General features: G+C 70.1%; 11 protein-coding genes. 8 read left to right on the forward strand and 3 right to left on the reverse strand.

All coding sequences use genetic code 11. From position 1 onward, the window contains the following. The first annotated feature begins 104 nt into the window (after positions 1 to 104). Entirely contained in the window at positions 105 to 2945 is a 2841-nt protein-coding gene (gene secA, locus ACFWU9_RS25625; RefSeq protein ID WP_384322288.1) for a preprotein translocase subunit SecA, read from the forward strand. Positions 2946 to 3421: 476 nt separating this feature from the next. Here secA and ACFWU9_RS25630 read toward each other — a convergent pair whose 3' ends face one another. Continuing rightward, positions 3422 to 3772, reverse strand: coding sequence for an Rv3235 family protein (locus tag ACFWU9_RS25630; protein ID WP_384322418.1), 351 nt, complete (start codon positions 3770 to 3772; stop codon positions 3422 to 3424). A gap of 409 nt (positions 3773 to 4181) precedes the next feature. On the opposite strand from ACFWU9_RS25630, the gene ACFWU9_RS25635 reads away from it, so the two are divergent. The 3 genes from ACFWU9_RS25635 to ACFWU9_RS25645 all read left to right on the forward strand — a co-directional run bounded on the left by ACFWU9_RS25635 (position 4182) and on the right by ACFWU9_RS25645 (position 10906). After that, complete coding sequence (locus ACFWU9_RS25635; RefSeq protein ID WP_384322290.1) at positions 4182 to 4688, forward strand: DUF6912 family protein; 507 nt, start codon at positions 4182 to 4184, stop codon at positions 4686 to 4688. A 44-nt stretch (positions 4689 to 4732) separates the two neighbouring features. Beyond that, positions 4733 to 5404 (forward strand): HAD family hydrolase, encoded by a 672-nt coding sequence (locus ACFWU9_RS25640; RefSeq protein ID WP_384322292.1) that lies wholly within the window; start codon positions 4733 to 4735, stop codon positions 5402 to 5404. A gap of 462 nt (positions 5405 to 5866) precedes the next feature. Next, the gene (locus tag ACFWU9_RS25645) at positions 5867 to 10906 is read left to right on the forward strand and encodes an NAD-glutamate dehydrogenase (RefSeq protein WP_384322294.1); all 5040 of its coding nucleotides are present in this window, start codon (positions 5867 to 5869) and stop codon (positions 10904 to 10906) included. Positions 10907 to 11062: 156 nt separating this feature from the next. Here ACFWU9_RS25645 and ACFWU9_RS25650 read toward each other — a convergent pair whose 3' ends face one another. Beyond that, positions 11063 to 11854: an ABC transporter ATP-binding protein gene (locus tag ACFWU9_RS25650; RefSeq protein WP_384322296.1), complete on the reverse strand. Its 792-nt coding sequence runs from the start codon at positions 11852 to 11854 to the stop codon at positions 11063 to 11065. After that, on the reverse strand, positions 11847 to 12803 hold the full coding sequence (locus ACFWU9_RS25655) for an ABC transporter permease (RefSeq protein ID WP_384322298.1): 957 nt from the start codon (positions 12801 to 12803) through the stop codon (positions 11847 to 11849). Before ACFWU9_RS25655 ends, ACFWU9_RS25650 begins: the two co-directional genes overlap by 8 nt. Before the next feature lie 137 nt (positions 12804 to 12940). Between ACFWU9_RS25655 and ACFWU9_RS25660 the strand changes: the two genes are divergently transcribed. From ACFWU9_RS25660 to ACFWU9_RS25675, 4 genes are all read left to right on the forward strand, one after another. After that, positions 12941 to 13570, forward strand: coding sequence for a TetR/AcrR family transcriptional regulator (locus ACFWU9_RS25660; RefSeq protein ID WP_384322420.1), 630 nt, complete (start codon positions 12941 to 12943; stop codon positions 13568 to 13570). A 1123-nt stretch (positions 13571 to 14693) separates the two neighbouring features. After that, positions 14694 to 16463, forward strand: a complete 1770-nt coding sequence (locus ACFWU9_RS25665) for a glycosyltransferase family 4 protein (protein ID WP_384322300.1) — start codon at positions 14694 to 14696, stop codon at positions 16461 to 16463. Positions 16464 to 16602: 139 nt separating this feature from the next. Next, on the forward strand, positions 16603 to 17451 hold the full coding sequence (locus ACFWU9_RS25670) for a methyltransferase domain-containing protein (protein WP_384322302.1): 849 nt from the start codon (positions 16603 to 16605) through the stop codon (positions 17449 to 17451). 59 nt (positions 17452 to 17510) lie between these two features. After that, entirely contained in the window at positions 17511 to 18395 is an 885-nt protein-coding gene (locus ACFWU9_RS25675) for a TylF/MycF/NovP-related O-methyltransferase (RefSeq protein ID WP_384322304.1), read from the forward strand. Positions 18396 to 18442: the final 47 nt, after the last annotated feature.

Here is an 18442-nt window from a genome sequence, read left to right on the forward strand (position 1 = left end):
CCTCGCTTACGATGGCCGTTGCGGTGGGGTCGGCCTGCCGCGCCCGCGCCAGTGTCCATCACCAGACCCAGTGCCAGGCCCGACCGGCAAGGAGACCAACCTCAGTGTCCGTCTTCAACAAGCTCATGCGTGCAGGCGAAGGCAAGATCCTGCGCAAACTGCACCGCATCGCGGACCAGGTCAACTCCATCGAAGAGGACTTCACCGCCCTCTCCGACGCCGAGTTGCAGGCCCTCACCGACGAGTACAAACAGCGCTACGCCGACGGCGAGAGTCTGGACGACCTGCTCCCCGAGGCCTTCGCGACCGTCCGTGAGGCGGCCAAGCGGGTCCTCGGCCAGCGTCCGTACGACGTCCAGCTGATGGGTGGCGCGGCGCTGCACCTCGGTCATGTCGCCGAGATGAAGACCGGTGAGGGCAAGACCCTCGTCGGCACGCTGCCCTGTTATCTGAACGCGCTGTCCGGCAAGGGCGTTCATGTGATCACGGTCAACGACTACCTGGCCGAGCGCGACTCCGAGATGATGGGCCGGGTCCACAAGTTCCTGGGCTTGAGTGTCGGCTGCATCCTCGCCAATATGTCGCCCGCGCAGCGCCGCGAGCAGTACAACTGCGACATCACGTACGGCACGAACAACGAGTTCGGCTTCGACTACCTCCGCGACAACATGGCGTGGTCCTCGGAGGAGCTCGTCCAGCGCGGTCACAACTTCGCGGTCGTGGACGAGGTCGACTCGATCCTGGTCGACGAGGCCCGTACGCCGCTGATCATCTCGGGCCCCGCGGACCAGGCCACGAAGTGGTACGGCGACTTCGCGAAGCTGGTGACGCGGCTCACCAAGGGCGAGGCGGGCAACCAGCTCAAGGGCATCGAGGAGACCGGCGACTACGAGGTCGACGAGAAGAAGCGCACCGTCGCGATCCACGAGTCCGGCGTCGCCAAGGTCGAGGACTGGCTGGGTATCGACAACCTGTACGAGTCGGTGAACACCCCGCTCGTCGGTTATCTGAACAACGCCATCAAGGCCAAGGAGCTCTTCAAGAACGACAAGGACTACGTCGTCATCGACGGCGAAGTCATGATCGTCGACGAGCACACCGGCCGTATCCTCGCCGGCCGCCGCTACAACGAGGGCATGCACCAGGCGATCGAGGCGAAGGAAGGGGTGGACATCAAGGACGAGAACCAGACCCTCGCCACGATCACCCTGCAGAACTTCTTCCGTCTCTACGAGAAGCTCTCGGGCATGACCGGTACGGCCATGACGGAGGCCGCGGAGTTCCAGCAGATCTACAAGCTGGGCGTCGTGCCGATCCCGACGAACCGGCCGATGATCCGGGTCAACCAGCCCGACCTGATCTACCGCACCGAGGTCGCGAAGTTCGCGGCGGTCGTCGACGACATCGCCGAGAAGCACGAGAAGGGCCAGCCGATCCTGGTCGGCACGACCTCCGTGGAGAAGTCCGAGTACCTGTCGCAGCAGCTCTCGAAGCGGGGCGTGCAGCACGAGGTGCTGAACGCCAAGCAGCACGACCGTGAGGCGCCGATCATCGCCCAGGCCGGGCGCAAGGGCGCGGTCACGGTCGCCACGAACATGGCCGGCCGTGGTACCGACATCAAGCTCGGCGGCAACCCCGACGACCTCGCCGAGGCGGAGCTGCGGCAGCGCGGGCTCGACCCGGTAGAGCACGTCGAGGAGTGGGCGGCCGCGCTGCCCGCCGCGATGGAGAAGGCCGAGCAGGCCGTGAAGGCGGAGTTCGAGGAGGTCGTCGAGCTCGGCGGCCTGTACGTCCTCGGTACGGAGCGTCACGAGTCGCGCCGGATCGACAACCAGCTGCGCGGTCGTTCCGGCCGTCAGGGCGACCCGGGCGAGTCCCGCTTCTACCTGTCGCTGGGCGACGACCTGATGCGGCTGTTCAAGGCGCAGATGGTCGAGCGCGTCATGTCGATGGCGAACGTCCCCGACGACGTCCCGATCGAGAACAAGATGGTCACCCGTGCCATCGCCTCGGCGCAGTCGCAGGTGGAGCAGCAGAACTTCGAGACGCGTAAGAACGTCCTGAAGTACGACGAGGTGCTCAACCGGCAGCGCCAGGTCATCTACGGCGAGCGCCGCCGCGTCCTGGAGGGCGAGGACCTCCAGGAGCAGATCCGGCACTTCATGGACGACACCATCGACGACTACATCGGCCAGGAGACGGCCGAGGGCTTCGCCGAGGAGTGGGACCTGGACCGGCTGTGGGGCGCGTTCAAGCAGCTCTACCCGGTGAAGGTCACCGTCGAGGACCTGGAAGAGGCGACGGGGGACCGCGCGGGGATCACGGCGGAGTTCATCGCCGAGTCCATCAAGGACGACGCGCACGAGCAGTACGACGAGCGCGAGAAGTCGCTGGGCCCGGACGTGATGCGCGAGCTGGAGCGGCGCGTGGTGCTGTCCGTGCTGGACCGCAAGTGGCGTGAGCACCTCTACGAGATGGACTATCTCCAGGAGGGCATCGGGCTGCGCGCGATGGCGCAGAAGGACCCGCTGGTCGAGTACCAGCGCGAGGGCTTCGACATGTTCACCGCCATGATGGAGGGCATCAAGGAGGAGTCCGTCGGCTATCTGTTCAACCTGGAGGTCCAGGTCGAGCAGCAGGTCGAGGAGGTCCCGGTGCAGGACGCGGCGGCGGAGCGTACGTCGCTGGCGAAGGCGGACGCGCCGGCGGGTGCGGGTGCGCGTGGTGGCGGCGCGCGTCCGGAGATCCGGGCGAAGGGCCTGGAGGCTCCGCAGCGGCGCGACCGGCTGCACTTCTCCGCGCCGACGGTGGACGGTGAGGGCGGCGTCGTCGAGGGCGACTTCGAGAGCAACGGCGGCGCGGATCGTACGGAGGCGGGTTCCGGCTCGACGCGGGCGGAGCGGCGGAAGGCGCAGAAGGGTGGGGGGCGGCGCCGCAAGAAGTAGGCGGCGGTCGCGGTACTCGGTGTTTCGGCGGCGGCCGGGCCCGGACACGATGTCCGGGGCCGGCCGCCGTGCGTGTGCGGGGCCCTGTGCTTCTGCCGGGTGGTGAGGCCGGGTCCGCCGGCGGTCGGTTCGTCCTCAAACGCCGGACGGGCTGGATGTGGCCGGGCTGGTCCCAGCAGTCCTGGTGGGTTTTGCCCTCAAGCGCCGGGCCGGCTGGTGGTGGCCGGTCGGGTAGCCCCTGTGGCCGGTGGGCGTGCCCTCAAGCGCCGGGCGGGCTGGTGGTGGGCGGCCGGATAGTCCCTGCGGCCCGGCGGCCGGGTCGTCCTCAAACGCCGGACGGGCTGGATGTGGCCGGGCCGGTCCCAGCAGCCCCTGGTGAGTTTTGCCCTCAAACGCCGGGCGGGCTGGTTGTGGGCCCGGTGGGCTCGCCCTCAAGCGCCGGGGGCGGGCTGGGCTGGGTCCGGCGGGCTCGGGGGCTACCCGTGCGGGCGGGTGCCCACTTCTACCGCCGCGCAGCGCCAGCGGAGGTCGGGGCCCTGTTCGAGGCGGAACGCCATCGCGCGGACGCGGTCGCCCGCCGCGATGCTCGCCCAGGCCTCGACCACTCCCGGGCGCGGATGGAAGCCCCGGCAGGTACGGATCACCGGTGTGGTGTTGCGGGCGCGCAGAGGGGTTGCCGGGGCCAGGTGGACGAGTTGGTCGTACGCCTCGCCGACCGTCTGGCCCAGCATCGAGTGGACCGGCCGCAGGCCGCTGAGGACCGCGAGCAGCAGTTCCGCGAAGCGTTCGTGCGGCTGGAGCCAGGGCCGGCGGCGCTGGGAGACCACCCGGCCCGGCCTGCGTGGGTCGCGCCTGGCCGGTGGGCGGGTGGTGGCCGCGGACGCGGCGACCGCCCGTGCCGCCGCCCTGTCGTACGTCCTGCTGGTCTCGGTGTCGCTCACGCAGATCGCCCCCGTTCCGCCGGCCCGGTCCGTCATCGCATTACCGGGCGGTAACTTGTGTTGGAGATCTTCTACGGGTGATCCGCGGCGGTCGCAAGGACCGGATTCCGGGGCGGCGCACGCGTAGGGCGTCACCTGTCCGAGTGGCCGGCCAAGTCGCAGCAGGGCTTCAGGCGTCACTCTGCGTATTCGAGAGGTCGCGGGACGGCTCCGCAGTGTCACCCCGACGAGGGACCGCCGGGAAGTGCCGCACGTATCCTTGAACCGCTCCTCCGACTACGAAAGCGGTCCTCGCATGCGCGTCTACGTCCCCCTGACCCTCCCCGGTCTCGCCGAGGCGCACAAGACGGGCGAGTTGGGTCCCGGGCCGCTGACGGCCTACGCGGTGACGCCCGGACTGCGCGAGTGGTATCTCTCCGACGACATAGAGGAGTTGGAGTACGCGGCGCTCAACCGCGCCGCCGCCGCCTCGCTCCGGATGCTCGCCGGTGACCCGTCCGCCGCCCGGCGACGGGTCGTCGTCGCCGTCGACGTACCGGACAGGGACGCCGCCTCCGACCCCGACCGGGGGGTGGACTCCGCCGGCCTCGGCGAGGTGCGGATCGCCTCGGCCGTCTCCCTGGCCAAGGCCGCCGCCGTGCACATCGACGCGGACGACGCGGAGGCCGACGTGTCCGCCGCCGCGGCGGCGCTGGGCGCCGCCGACCACGGCGACGACGACGCCCAGTTCACGGTGGACGGCGCCGAGGACCACGAACTGCTCTGGTTCGGGGTCCAGGAGATCCCGAGCATCGTCGCGTAGGGTTCTGCGGCGCGTTGTCAGACCCGGCCGGTAACGTTTTCGGCATGGGGAAGCACGACATTCATCTGGTCTGGGACTGGAACGGTACTCTGCTCGACGACTTCAACGCGGTCATCGGGGCGACCAACGCCGCCTTCGAGGAAATCGGCCTGGAGCCGATCACCGCGGAGCGTTACAGGGATCTGTACTGCATGCCGATCCCCGTCTTCTACGAGCGTCTGATGGGCCGTCTCCCGACGGACGCCGAGTGGCTGGTCATGGACGAGACCTTCCACCGGCACTACGTGGAGCGGCGCGTCGGGTGCCTGCTGACCGAAGGCGTCGAGGAGCTGCTGACGCAGTGGACGCTGGCGGGCCGCAGCCAGTCGATCCTGAGCATGTACGAGCACGAGCAACTGGTGCCCGTGGTGCGGGACTACGGGATTCATCAGCACTTCGTCCGGGTCGACGGACGCACGGGACCGTCCGGCGGCACCAAGGCCGTTCATATGGAGCGCCATCTGGCCGCGCTCGCCGGGGACGGCCGGATAGCCCCCGACCGTACGGTGGTGATCGGCGACGCCGTCGACGACGCCCTGGCAGCCGCCCATGTGGGAGCCCGTGCCGTGCTCTACACGGGCGGATCGCACAGCCGCAAGAGCCTGGAGTCGGTGGGTGTCCCCGTCGTCGACAGTCTCGCCGAGGCCGTCGACCTGGCGCAGAGCATCGCGCGCTGACCGCTGATCGCGGACCACTGATCGCCGGCCACCGGCCGCTGATCAGCGACCGCCGGCTGCCGGCCGCCGCCTGTGGCCGGACCGCGGGCTGATGGACCCGTCCGCGTCCCACCCTCCCCCTGACCTGGTCATTTGTCATTGGTCGGAACCGCAAAATTCCCGCCCTTCTTTTGTACATATGCGGTTCATGACGGGCCCGGGGTGCGGCGAGATAGCCTGGGGTCGTGATCAGTGCGATACGCCGTGGGAGCAGTGAAGCTCCCGGCCAGCGCCCGGAGTGCCACAGCGCCCCGGGCCTCCCTGATCCCCACAATCCGGCGTGGCCGTCAAATTTGGCCAATAACGTCCCGGACATCTCTCATCGCGGCATAGCGTCGACTCCGACCGGACACCCCGCGTCGTGGCGTCGTGTCGCTTCTTTCATCGACGTCACGCAATGGCGCGCGACAGGAGCCAGAGGACATGCAGACCAAGCTGGACGAAGCCAAGGCCGAGCTGCTCGCACGGGCGGCACGGGTCGCTGAGAACAGCCCAGCCGGGGGGGCTGGGGGTCTGGGGGGCACCTCCCGGAACAACTCGGCCGCGACGGCGACCGACGACGGTACGAGCGACGAGAAGCACCCGGACAACGAGGCGCTGCTCGCCTTCCTCCACAGGTACTACCTGCACACGGCGCCGGACGACCTCGCCGACCGCGATCCGGTCGACATCTACGGCGCGGCGCTCTCCCACTTCCGTCTGGCCGAGAACCGCCCGCAGGGCACGGCCAACGTACGGGTCCACACGCCGACCGTCGAGGAGAACGGCTGGACGTGCACCCATACGGTCGTCGAGGTCGTCACCGACGACATGCCGTTCCTGGTCGACTCGGTCACCAACGAACTCTCCCGGCAGAACCGCGGCATCCACGCCGTCATCCACCCGCAGATCCTGGTGCGCCGTGATGTCACCGGCAAGCTCATCGAGGTCCTTCCCGAGGGCCGGGCCGAGGGCGCCGAGCTGAGCCACGACACCCTGATCGAGTCCTGGATCCATGTCGAGATCGACCGTGAGACCGACCGGTCCGATCTCAAGCAGATCACCAACGACCTGCTGCGTGTCCTCTCCGACGCCCGCGAGGCCGTCGAGGACTGGGAGAAGATGCGCAAGTCCGCTCTGCGCATCGCCGACGAGCTGCCGGGCGAGCCGACCGCGGACGACCTGCGCGACCAGGAGGTCGAGGAGGCGCGCGAGCTGCTGCGCTGGCTCGCCGACAACCACTTCACCTTCCTCGGCTACCGCGAGTACGAGCTGACCGGCGACGACGCGCTGGCCGCCGTGCCCGGCACCGGCCTCGGCATCCTGCGCTCCGACCCGAAGCACACCGACGACGAGGCCCATCCGGTGAGCCCGTCGTTCAACCGGCTCCCCGCCGACGCGCGCGCCAAGGCACGCGAGCACAAGCTTCTCGTCCTGACGAAGGCCAACAGCCGCTCCACCGTCCACCGTCCGAGCTATCTCGACTACGTCGGTGTGAAGAAGTTCGACGACAAGGGCAACGTCGTCGGCGAGCGGCGCTTCCTGGGCCTCTTCTCCTCGGCGGCGTACACCGAGTCGGTGCGCCGCGTGCCCGTCGTCCGGCGCAAGGTCGCCGAGGTCCTGAAGGGCGCCGGCTTCTCGCCGAACAGCCACGACGGCCGCGACCTGATGCAGATCCTTGAGACCTACCCGCGCGACGAGCTGTTCCAGACGCCCGTCGAGCAGCTGCGCTCCATCGTCACCAGCGTCCTGTACCTCCAGGAGCGGCGCCGGCTGCGCCTCTATCTGCGCCAGGACGAGTACGGGCGCTACTACTCGGCCCTCATCTACCTGCCGCGCGACCGCTACACCACCGGTGTCCGGCTGCGTCTGATCGACATCCTCAAGGAGGAGCTCGGCGGCACCAGCGTCGACTTCACCGCCTGGAACACCGAGTCGATCCTCTCCCGGCTCCACTTCGTCGTGCGTGTCCCGCAGGGCACCGAGCTCGCCGGGCTCACCGACCCGGACGTCGACCGTATCGAGGCACGGCTCGTCGAGGCCGCCCGCTCCTGGGCCGACGGCTTCGGCGAGGCGCTCAACGCCGAGCTGGGCGAGGAGCGCGCCGCCGAGCTGCTCCGCCGCTACGGCAACGCTTTCCCCGAGGGGTACAAGGCCGACCACTCGCCGCGTGCCGCGGTCGCCGACCTCGTACGGGTGGAGGAGCTGAGCCGGGAGGAGAAGGACTTCGCCCTCTCCCTCTACGAGCCGGTCGGCGCCGGCCCCGGCGAGCGCCGTTTCAAGATCTACCGCACCGGAGAGCAGGTCTCCCTCTCCGCCGTCCTGCCGGTGCTCCAGCAGCTCGGTGTCGAGGTCGTGGACGAGCGGCCGTACGAGCTGCGCTGCTCGGACCGCGCACAGGCCTGGATCTACGACTTCGGCCTCCGTATGCCGCACGGCGAGGGCGCTCACGCCAAGGACGACCACCTCGCCGAGGACGCCCGCGAGCGCTTCCAGGACGCCTTCGCCGCCGTCTGGACGGGCGAGGCGGAGAACGACGGCTTCAACTCCCTCGTCCTGCGCGCCGGGCTCAACTGGCGCGAGGCGATGGTGCTGCGCGCCTACGCGAAGTACCTGCGCCAGGCCGGAGCGACCTTCAGCCAGGACTACATGGAGGACACCCTCCGTAACAACGTCCACACCACCCGGCTGCTGATCTCGCTCTTCGAGGCCCGGATGGCGCCCAACCGCCAGCGGGCCGGCACGGAGCTCATCGAAGGCCTCCTCGAAGAGCTGACCGGCGCCCTCGACCAGGTGGCGAGTCTGGACGAGGACCGCATCCTGCGCTCGTTCCTCACCGTCATCAAGGCCACCCTGCGCACGAACTTCTTCCAGAGCGCCAGCAAGGTAGCCGAGGGGACGGGACGCAAGAGCGCGGGCGAGAAGCACCACACCTATGTGTCGATGAAGTTCGACCCGCAGGCCATCCCCGACCTCCCCGCGCCGCGCCCGGCGTACGAGATCTGGGTCTACTCGCCCCGCGTGGAGGGTGTGCACCTGCGCTTCGGCAAGGTCGCCCGAGGCGGGCTGCGCTGGTCCGACCGGCGCGAGGACTTCCGTACGGAGATCCTGGGCCTGGTCAAGGCGCAGATGGTCAAGAACACGGTGATCGTGCCCGTCGGCGCCAAGGGCGGTTTCGTCGCCAAGCACCTCCCCGACCCGGCCGTGGACCGGGACGCCTGGCTGGCGGAGGGCATCGCCGCCTACAAGACGTTCATCTCCGCCCTCCTCGACATCACCGACAACATGGTGGGCGGCGAGGTCGTGCCCCCGGCCGACGTCGTGCGGCACGACGAGGACGACACCTATCTGGTCGTCGCCGCCGACAAGGGCACCGCCAGCTTCTCGGACATCGCCAACGAGGTCGCGATCTCCTACGACTTCTGGCTCGGCGACGCCTTCGCCTCGGGCGGCTCGGCCGGTTACGACCACAAGGGCATGGGCATCACGGCGCGCGGCGCCTGGGAGTCCGTCGAGCGGCACTTCCGCGAGCTGGGCCACGACACCCAGACCGAGGACTTCACCGTCGCGGGCGTCGGCGACATGTCCGGTGACGTCTTCGGCAACGGCATGCTGCTCTCCGAGCACATCCGTCTGGTCGCCGCCTTCGACCACCGGCACATCTTCATCGACCCGAACCCGGACGCGGCCACCTCGTTCGCCGAGCGCCGCCGTCTCTTCGAACTGCCGCGCAGCTCCTGGGCCGACTACGACAAGTCGCTGCTGTCGCAGGGCGGCGGGATCCACCCGCGCACGGCGAAGTCGATCCCCGTCAACGCGCATGTCCGCGAGGCGCTCGGGATCGAGGCGGGCGTGACCAAGCTGACGCCGGCCGATCTGATGCGGGCGATCCTCCGGGCCCCGGTCGATCTGATGTGGAACGGCGGCATCGGTACGTACATCAAGTCGTCCGCCGAGTCGAACGCGGACGTGGGCGACAAGGCCAACGACGCCATCCGGATCAACGGCGAGGACCTGCGGGCCAAGGTCGTCGGCGAGGGCGGGAACCTGGGCGCGACGCAGCTCGGCCGGATCGAGTTCGCGCGGCGCGGCGCCGGCGGCGAGGGCGGCAGGATCAACACCGACGCCATCGACAACAGCGCCGGTGTGGACACCTCCGACCACGAGGTGAACATCAAGATCCTGCTCAACGGCCTCATCAAGGAAGGGGACATGACCGTCAAGCAGCGCAACAAGCTGCTCGCGGCCATGACCGACGAGATCGGCAAGCTGGTCCTGCGCAACAACTACGCGCAGAACGTGGCGCTCGCCAACGCGGTCCTCCAGGCGCCGTCCCTGCTCCACGCCCACCAGCGGTTCATGCGCAGGCTGGAGCGGGACGGCAGCCTCGACCGGCAGCTCGAATTCCTGCCGACCGACCGCCAGATCCGCGAACTGCTCAACGCGGGCAAGGGCCTCTCCCAGCCGGAACTCGCCGTCCTGCTCGCGTACACCAAGATCACCGTCGCCGACGAGCTGATCTCCACCAAGCTCCCGGACGACCCGTATCTGCGGAAGCTGCTGTACGCGTACTTCCCCGCGCAGCTCCGCGACAAGTTCTCCGAGCAGATCGACGCGCACGCGCTGCGCCGCGAGATCATCACGACGGTGCTGGTCAACGACACGGTGAACGCGGGAGGTTCGACCTTCCTGCACCGCCTGCGCGAGGAGACCGGGGCGTCGATCGAGGAGATCGTACGGGCGCAGACGGTCGCCCGGGAGATCTTCGGTCTCGGACCGGTCTGGGACGCGGTCGAGGCGCTGGACAACACCGTCGCCGCCGATGTCCAGACCCGGATCCGGCTCCACTCACGCCGACTGGTCGAGCGCGGTACGCGCTGGCTGCTCGGCAACCGGCCGCAGCCGGTGGAGATCGCGGAGACGGTCGAGTTCTTCTCCGAAGGCGTGGAGCAGGTGTGGCAGGAGCTGCCGCGGCTGCTGCGCGGCGCCGACCTGGAGTGGTATCAGAACATCCTGGAGGAGCTCACCTCGGTGGGCGTGCCCGAGGTGCTGGCGCTGCGGGTCGCCGGATTCTCCGCGGCGTTCCCGGCGCTCGACATCGTGCAGATCGCCGACCGTACGGGCAAGGACCCGCTGGCGGTGGCCGAGGTGTACTACGACCTCGGGGACCGGCTGCGGATCACCCAGCTGATGGACCGGATCATCGAGCTGCCGAGGGCCGACCGCTGGCAGTCCATGGCCCGCGCGTCGATCCGCGAGGACCTGTACGCGGCGCACGCCGCGCTGGCGTCGGACGTGCTGTCCGTCGGTAACGGGACCTCGACGCCGGAGGAGCGCTTCAAGGCGTGGGAGCAGAAGAACGCGGCGATTCTCGGGCGTTCGCGTAGCACGCTGGAGGAGATCCAGAGCTCGGACTCCTTCGACCTGGCGAATCTGTCGGTCGCGATGCGGACGATGCGTACGTTGCTGCGGACGCACGCGTAGCCGGTCCCCCGGCGGGGGCTGTCCTCAATCGCCGGACGGGCTCGACGTGCCCGCCGGACGGGCTGTTGGGGCCCGTCCAGCGGGCCGGTCCGGCGGGCCGGTCCGGCGGGCCGGCCGGGGTGCCGGGTCCGGGGAGGACCCGGTGCCGGGAGGGGGCTACCGTTTGGCCTTCTTCTTCGGGGCGCCCGTGAACTCCTCGTACGCCGCGACGACTTCGGCCGCGGGCCCGTCCATCCGCAGCGTCCCCGACTCCAGCCACAGCGCCCGGTCGCAGGTCTCGGTGATCGTCCTGTTGCTGTGGCTGACCAGGAAGACGGTGCCCGCCTTCGCGCGCAGCTCGGCGATGCGTTCCTTGCTGCGCCGCTGGAAGCGGGCGTCCCCGGTGGACAGCGCCTCGTCGATCAGCAGGACATCATGGGCCTTGGCCGCCGCGATGGAGAAGCGGAGCCGGGCACCCATACCGGAGGAGTACGTGCGCATCGGCAGGGTGATGAAGTCGCCCTTCTCGTTGATCCCGGAGAACTCGATGATGTCGGCGTAACGGTTCCTGACCTGTTCGCGCGTCATGCCCATCGCGAGCCCGCCGAGTATCACGTTGCGCTCGCCGGTCAGATCGCTCATCAGCGCCGCGTTGACCCCGAGGAGCGAGGGCTGGCCACGGGTGAAGACCTTGCCCTGGCTCGGCGGCAGCAGCCCGGCGACGGCCTTGAGCAGGGTCGACTTCCCCGAGCCGTTGGAGCCGATGAGACCGATGGCCTCGCCCTTGTACGCGACGAAGCTCACGCCCCGTACGGCGTGCACCTCGCGCACCCCGGGGGCCGGCCCGCGCGAGACGATCCGGCTGAGCGCCGAGGTGGCGCTGCCCTTGCCGGCCTTGGTGCCGTGCACCTGGTAAGTGACGTGTACGTCGTCGACGACGACGGTCGGAACCCGCTCGGTCTCAGCCACGGCCGTACTTCTCCTCCGCCTGCCAGAAGAACAGGAATCCGCCGGCCCCGAGCAGCACCGCCCAGCCGGTGGCGACCAGCCAGACGTGGGGCGGGAGTTGGGCGGCGGTGAAACTGTCGATGAGCGCGAAGCGCATCAGATCGATGTAGACGGCCGCCGGATTGCATTCGAGCGCCAGCCGGACCAGATGCGGTACGTCCCCGTCCTTGAACACCGTGTCCAGGCTCCACATCACACCGGACGCGTACATCCAGGTGCGGAGCAGGAAGGGCATCAGCTGCGCGATGTCGGGTGTCGACGCCGTCAGCCGCGCGAAGATCATCGCGAGCCCGGTGTTGAACACGGTCTGGAGCGCGAGGGCGGGCACGGCCAGCAGCCAGGCGGGGCGCGGATACTGCCCGAAGACGGCCAGGATCACGGTCAGCGCGCCGAGCGAGAACATCAGCTGCTGCAACTGCTGGAGGGCGAACGCGAGGGGCAGCGACGCGCGCGGGAAGTGCAGGGCGCGGACGAGACCGATGTTGCCGGAGACGGCGCGGGTCCCCGCGGTGACGGTGCCGGCGGTGAACGTCCAGATGAAGACGCCGGTGACCAGGAACGGGACGTAGTCCGGCACGCCGTCCTTGGTGTTGAGCAGGAGGCCGAAGATGAAGTAGTAGACGGTCGCGTTGAGCAGCGGCGTCATGATCTGCCAGAGCTGGCCGAGCTTCGCCTGGCTGTACTGGGAGGTGAGCCGCGCGGTGGCCAGGGCGATGACGAAGTGGCGTCGGGAGTGCAGCCCGCGCAGATAGGCGGGGAGCGTGGGACGCGCCCCGCTCTCGGTCAGGCCGTGCCGGGCGGCGAGTGCGCGGAGATCGTCCGGGAGGGGTGGGGTGGCCCCCGGGGTTTGGGCGGCCGGTGGGGTTTCGGGGGCCCGGACCGGGGCGGGGGGTGCGGTCGTCTGGCTCACGGAGATCGCTTTCGACGAGGGACATCGAGCGGTGGCGCGGTCGGCGGGGCGACGGGACGGGACCGTTTCGTCGTAACGATGAGATTAGGGCGGAGTGCGTCGCAACGCAACCGTTTCGTCGTGACGTGCGTGACGCTATGCTCGTCGGCATGCCCACGGATCCCCGCCTCTCACGCCGCGCCCCAGCGGGAGCCGCCGTGCTCCGTGAGGATGTGACCGACGCCATCCGCTCGGCCGTCTTCGAGGAGCTGGCCGCGGTCGGCTTCGCCCGGATGTCCATCGAGGGCATCGCGCGACGGGCCGGTGTCGGCAAGACCGCCGTCTACCGGCGCTGGAAGTCCAAGCTGGCGCTGGTGCTCGACCTGGTCTCCGCCGTCGCGGCCCAGGGGCTGCCCGTCCCGGCGACGGGTTCGCTGTACGGGGACGTACGCGCCCTGCTCGAAGTGGCGTCGCACGCCCTGCGTCACCCGCTGGCGTCCAGGGTCATCCCCGACCTGCTGGTGGAGGCGGCGCGGCATCCGGAGATTTCCGAGGCGATCAAGTCGGCGCTGCTGGACAAGGAGAAGGGCATCGCGGCGGTGGTCGTACGCGAGGCGGTCGCGCGCGGCGAGCTGCCGGGGGCCACCGACCCCGACCGGGCGCTCGACCTCATCGCGGGTCCGCTGTACTGGCGTCTCGTCGTCGTACGGGGCGATCTGCCGGCCGGCTACCTCGACGACCTCGCGACGACGGCGGTGACCGCGCTGACGCGCGAGGGCGGGGCGTGATCGGGGGGCGGGGTCGCCGTCGGCGGGGTCGGGCCGGGTACGCAGGACCACACCGGTCCGACGCGCCTTGCCCACGCGGGGCTCCTTCGCCCGGCTCAGCGCCGGTCCGATACGCCGGGCGCCCCGGTACGTACGCGTAACTTCCCGTCCGCGCGGGGCTTTTACGCACGAGCACGTGCGTTCGAGCCCGCGTCCGCGCTGGTCCGATGCGGCTGGTGCCTGCCCGGTATGTACGCGTAGCTTCCCGTCCGCGCGGGACTGATGCGTTTCGCGCGTGCTTTCGTACGTGCGACGACGCCAGCTTGACGTGCCTTGCTCGCGCGGTTTCCTACGCACGAGCACGTGCGATCAACCCCCGCGTCCGCGCTGGTCCGATGCGGCTGGCGCCTGCCTGGTATGTACGCGCAACTGCCCCTTCGCGCGGGACTGACGCGTTTCGCGTGTGCACTCGTACGTGCGACGACGCCGGCTTCACGCGCCTTGCTCGCGCGGTCTCAACCGCATGAGCAGGTGCGATCGGCCCGTCATCCGCGCCGGTCGGACGCGCCTTGTTCGCGCGGGGCTCTTACGCACGGCACGTGCGTTCGAGCCCCCGTCCGCACAGTTCCGATGCGCCTGGCGCTCGCCCTGGTATGTATGCGTAGCTTCTCGTCCGCGGGGGACTGACGCGTCTCGCGCGCACCGGTACGTGGGTCCGTGCCGGTCTGGTGCGCCCTGCCCGTGCCGCGGTACGTACGCGCAGCTGCCCCTTTTGCGCGGGACTGACGCGTCTCGCGCGTGCTTTCGTACGTGCGACGACGCCGGCTTGACGTGCCTTGCTCGCGCGGTTTCATACGCACGAGCACGTGCGATCGACCCCGTGTCCGCGCCGGTCCGACGCGCCCCGTCCGTACCCCCAACTCCCCCTCCGCGCCGGTCCGATGCGCCCCGTCCGCGCCCCCGCCCGTCTTCGCTTCGGTGCGCGCCCCCCGGCTGCTGTAGCCGCCGTACGGGTGACATGGTGTCCGTCTCCGTAGCCCTGGTGGACCAACCTTCGTTGCCCGGTGGGGCGGACCAGGGCAGGTCCCTCCGCGAAGACGAGCGCGAAGCCGAGCGCGTGAGGACGAGCCGAAGGAATGGCGCCATGACTGTCGCTTCCACACCAGATTCCGGACGGCCCCGAGAGCCGGTCGCCGCGGGCGGCAGGGGACGCGGCCGGGGCCGGGTGGTCATGCTCGTCGACAACGCCGTCAACGGTGACTCCCGCGTACAGAAGGCCGCCCGCTCCATGGCCGACGCCGGCTGGGACGTGGTGCTGCTCGGCCAGTCGCCGGACCGGGACCGGCACCGTTGGACCATCGGTGACGCCGAAGTCCAGCTGGTCCCCGTGGTGATGACGCTCGCGAAACGCCGAAGGGACTACCGCAGAGTCGTTCTTCCCCGGCTCTTCGCCTACCGGCGCGGCGGCATCGCGCACCACCGCAAGCAGTGGGTCAAGGCGTGGCGCGCCGATCTGCTGGCCCGCAGGTCCGCCGAGGGGCGGCGGTTCCTGATCCGGCGTACGGCGGCGCGGATCCTGGCCCGCTGGGTTGGCTTCCGGCATCGCCAACTCGCCCTGGTGGAAGGCAGACGCAACCCGGACTCGCTCCCCGAGCGGCTCCGTACGGCCATGTGGCGCGCCCTGCTCGGCGACCGCTGCTGGCGCAGACTCGAACCGTATCTGTGGGACTACGAGTTCGCCTTCGGCCCCGTCGTCGACGCGCTCGAACCCGATCTCATCCACGCCAACGACTTCCGGATGATCGGGGTCGGCGCCCGTGCCGTGCACCGCGCGCGGGGCCGGGGCCGGAGCGTGAAGCTGGTCTGGGACGCGCACGAGTATCTGCCGGGCATCAAGCCCCGCGCCGGGTACCGGCGTTGGATGCCCGCGCATGTCGCGCACGAGCGGGAGTACGGGCGGTGCGCGGACGCCGTCGTCACCGTCTCGCAGACGCTGGCCGAGCTGCTGCACAAGGAGCACCGGCTGTCCCGGATGCCCGTCGTCGTGCTCAACGCCCCCGGCGGAGGCCCGCCCGCCGAGCGCGCCCATGAACCGGTCCCGGATCTGCGGGAGTTGTGCGGTGTCGACGCCGCGACCCCGCTGCTGGTCTACAGCGGCGCCCTCGCGCCGCAGCGCGGGCTCGCCACCCTCATCGAGGCGCTGCCCCACCTGCCGGGCGCGCACGCGGCGCTGATCGTCCCGGCGCCCGAAGGCTGGGTCGTACGCAAGGTGCTGGAGCACGCGGCGGAACTCGGCGTCGCCGACCGCGTGCACCCGCTGCCGTACGTGCCGCACTGGCAGATCGTGCCCTTCCTGGCCACCGCCGACATCGGCGTCATCCCGATCCACCACTGGCCGAACCATGAACTCGCCCTGATCACCAAGTTCATGGAGTACGCCCACGCGCGGCTGCCCATCGTCGTCAGCGACGTACGCACGATGGCCGAGAAGGTGCGCGAGACCGGGCAGGGCGAGGTGTTCCGCGCCGAGGACACCGCCGACTTCGTACGGGCCGCGCGGGACGTGCTCGCCGACCCCGCCGCCTACCGCGCGGCGTACGACCGCCCGGGACTGCTGGCGCAGTGGACCTGGGAGGCGCAGGCCGACATCCTTGACGGGGTCTACCGCACGCTGCTCGCGGCCCCGGCGGAGGCGACGGTCGCCGCGACGGTCCCGCTGGACGGAGCGGTGGTCGGCAACCGCGCGATGGGTGAGACGGGCGTCGGCGAGACGGCCGTCGGCGAAACGGCGTCCGGACGCGGACCGCTGCCCGCCGGCGAATCGCCGCCCGGAGGCGGGCGGAAGCCCGGTGGCCGACCGGGGCCCGGCGAGGAGACGGAGCCCGGCGACCCTGCGGGGGCGACCGCCAACTGACCTATCGGGCCCGGCGCGTGATCACGTGACCATACGGCCGTACGGGCGTTGATGTCCTCGAACGTCGGGAGACGAGACGAGACGTCACCGGCGTCGGGGGAGCGCCGCACCCAACGAGCCGGATGGAAAGTGAGTCACCGTGCACAAGTCCGCGTACGAGCAGATGGAGCTCTGCGTCAAGGAGTACATGCCCGCGTCCGGCCGCCACCGGGTGGTCGACCTGGGCTCGCGCATCTCGCCCAACCAGTCCCTCACCCACCGCGGTCTGCTCGACGGGCGGGATGTCGAGTACATCGGGGTCGATGTCCTGGACGGACCCAACGTCGACATCGTGATGCCCAGGCCCTACCGCATCCCGGTGCGGTCCAGGACCGCCGACTTCGTGCTCTCCGGCCAGGCCTTCGAGCACATCCCGTTCTTCTGGGCGTCGATGATGGAGATCTCACGCGTCCTGCGCCCCGGCGGGCTGGCGTTCGTCACCGCCCCCTCCCGGGGCCATGTGCACGACGCGCAGGACTGCTGGCGGTACTACCCGGACGGGTTCCGGGCCATGGCCGCCTTCGCCGGGCTCGAACTGGCCGAGGCCTACACGGACTTCCCGCCGATGAAGGGCATCCGCTTCGACTACGCCGCCATCGACGGCAAGCGCGCCTACTGGGGCGACTCGGTGGGGGTGTTCCGCCGGCCGCGCCGGGCGAGGCGGCGGGTGTGGGAGTACGCGGTACGGGAACTGACCGTGCGGTACGCCAACCGCGTCGGCGGCGTCGAGGATGTCCCGCTGCCCGAGCCGGTCGCCGGGCGCGACCGCTGCGGCCGGGCCACCCCAGCAGCTCCCGCAGGCCCCGGCGCCCCAACAGCCCCCGCCAAGCCTTCCGCGCCCTCCACCCCGACGGCCCCCGCCGCCCCCCTCGTACCCGCGCCGTCCCCGGAGGCACGGCCCGGGGCCGCGGAGCCCGTAACGGCCAAGACAGACACGAAAGAGGCATAACACGGAGGGAGTTGACGAAAGGTGACATCCGCGGAGTTCTCCGCGTACCGTCCGTCGGCATGGCATGGCGAAGCGCAGTGAACGGCGCACTCGAAAAGCTCACCGGATATCAGCTCAGGCGGATCCCGGTCCCCGCCCCCCGGCCGGCGACATCGGCGCCCGCCGCCGTACCGGCGCAGGAGCGGCCGGCCGCCACCGCGAAGGCCGAGTCCCCGGGCCAGGCGCAGGTGCCGGGGCAGGCACAGCCCAAGCCCAAGCCGAAGGCGGCGGCCCTCCCCGCCGACTACGACGACGAGGCGAAGTCGATCATCCGCGCGGTCAAGCCGTACACGATGACCTCCCCGGAGCGCCTCAACGCCTTCATCCTCGCCACCCGCCATGTCGTACGGCACAACATCCCCGGTGACATCGTCGAGTGCGGCGTCTGGCGCGGCGGCTCGATGCAGGCCTGCGCGAAGACGCTCCTCTCGCTCGGCGAGACCGACCGCGGCCTGCATCTCTTCGACACCTTCGAGGGCATGCCGCCGCCCACCGCCGAGGATCTGCGGCGCGACGGCAAGTCCGCGCGGGAGCTGCTCGCGGCGCAGGGCAAGGACCGGCCGATCTGGGCGATCGCCTCGCTGGAGGACGTACAGGCGGGCTTCGAGAAGGTGCCGTACCCCGGCGAGCGGGTCCACTACGTGCAGGGCATGGTCGAGGACACCGTGCCGCAGCAGGCGCCGGAGCAGATCTCCATCCTGCGCCTGGACACCGACTGGTACGCCTCCACCAGGCATGAACTGGAGTTCCTCTACCCCCGGTTGGTGAGCGGCGGTGTGCTGCTCATCGACGACTACGGCTACTGGCAGGGCTCGCGCCAGGCCGTGGACGAGTTCCTGGAGAAGACGGGCGAACGGCTGCTCATGCTGCGCATGGACGAGGGCCGGATCGCCGTCAAGCCCTGAATCCACCGCTGTTCCCACGCAGATCCGGAAGTTCGGAAGGACCGTGC

The sequence above is a fragment of the Streptomyces sp. NPDC058653 genome (assembly GCF_042716895.1).
GTDB lineage: Bacteria > Actinomycetota > Actinomycetes > Streptomycetales > Streptomycetaceae > Streptomyces.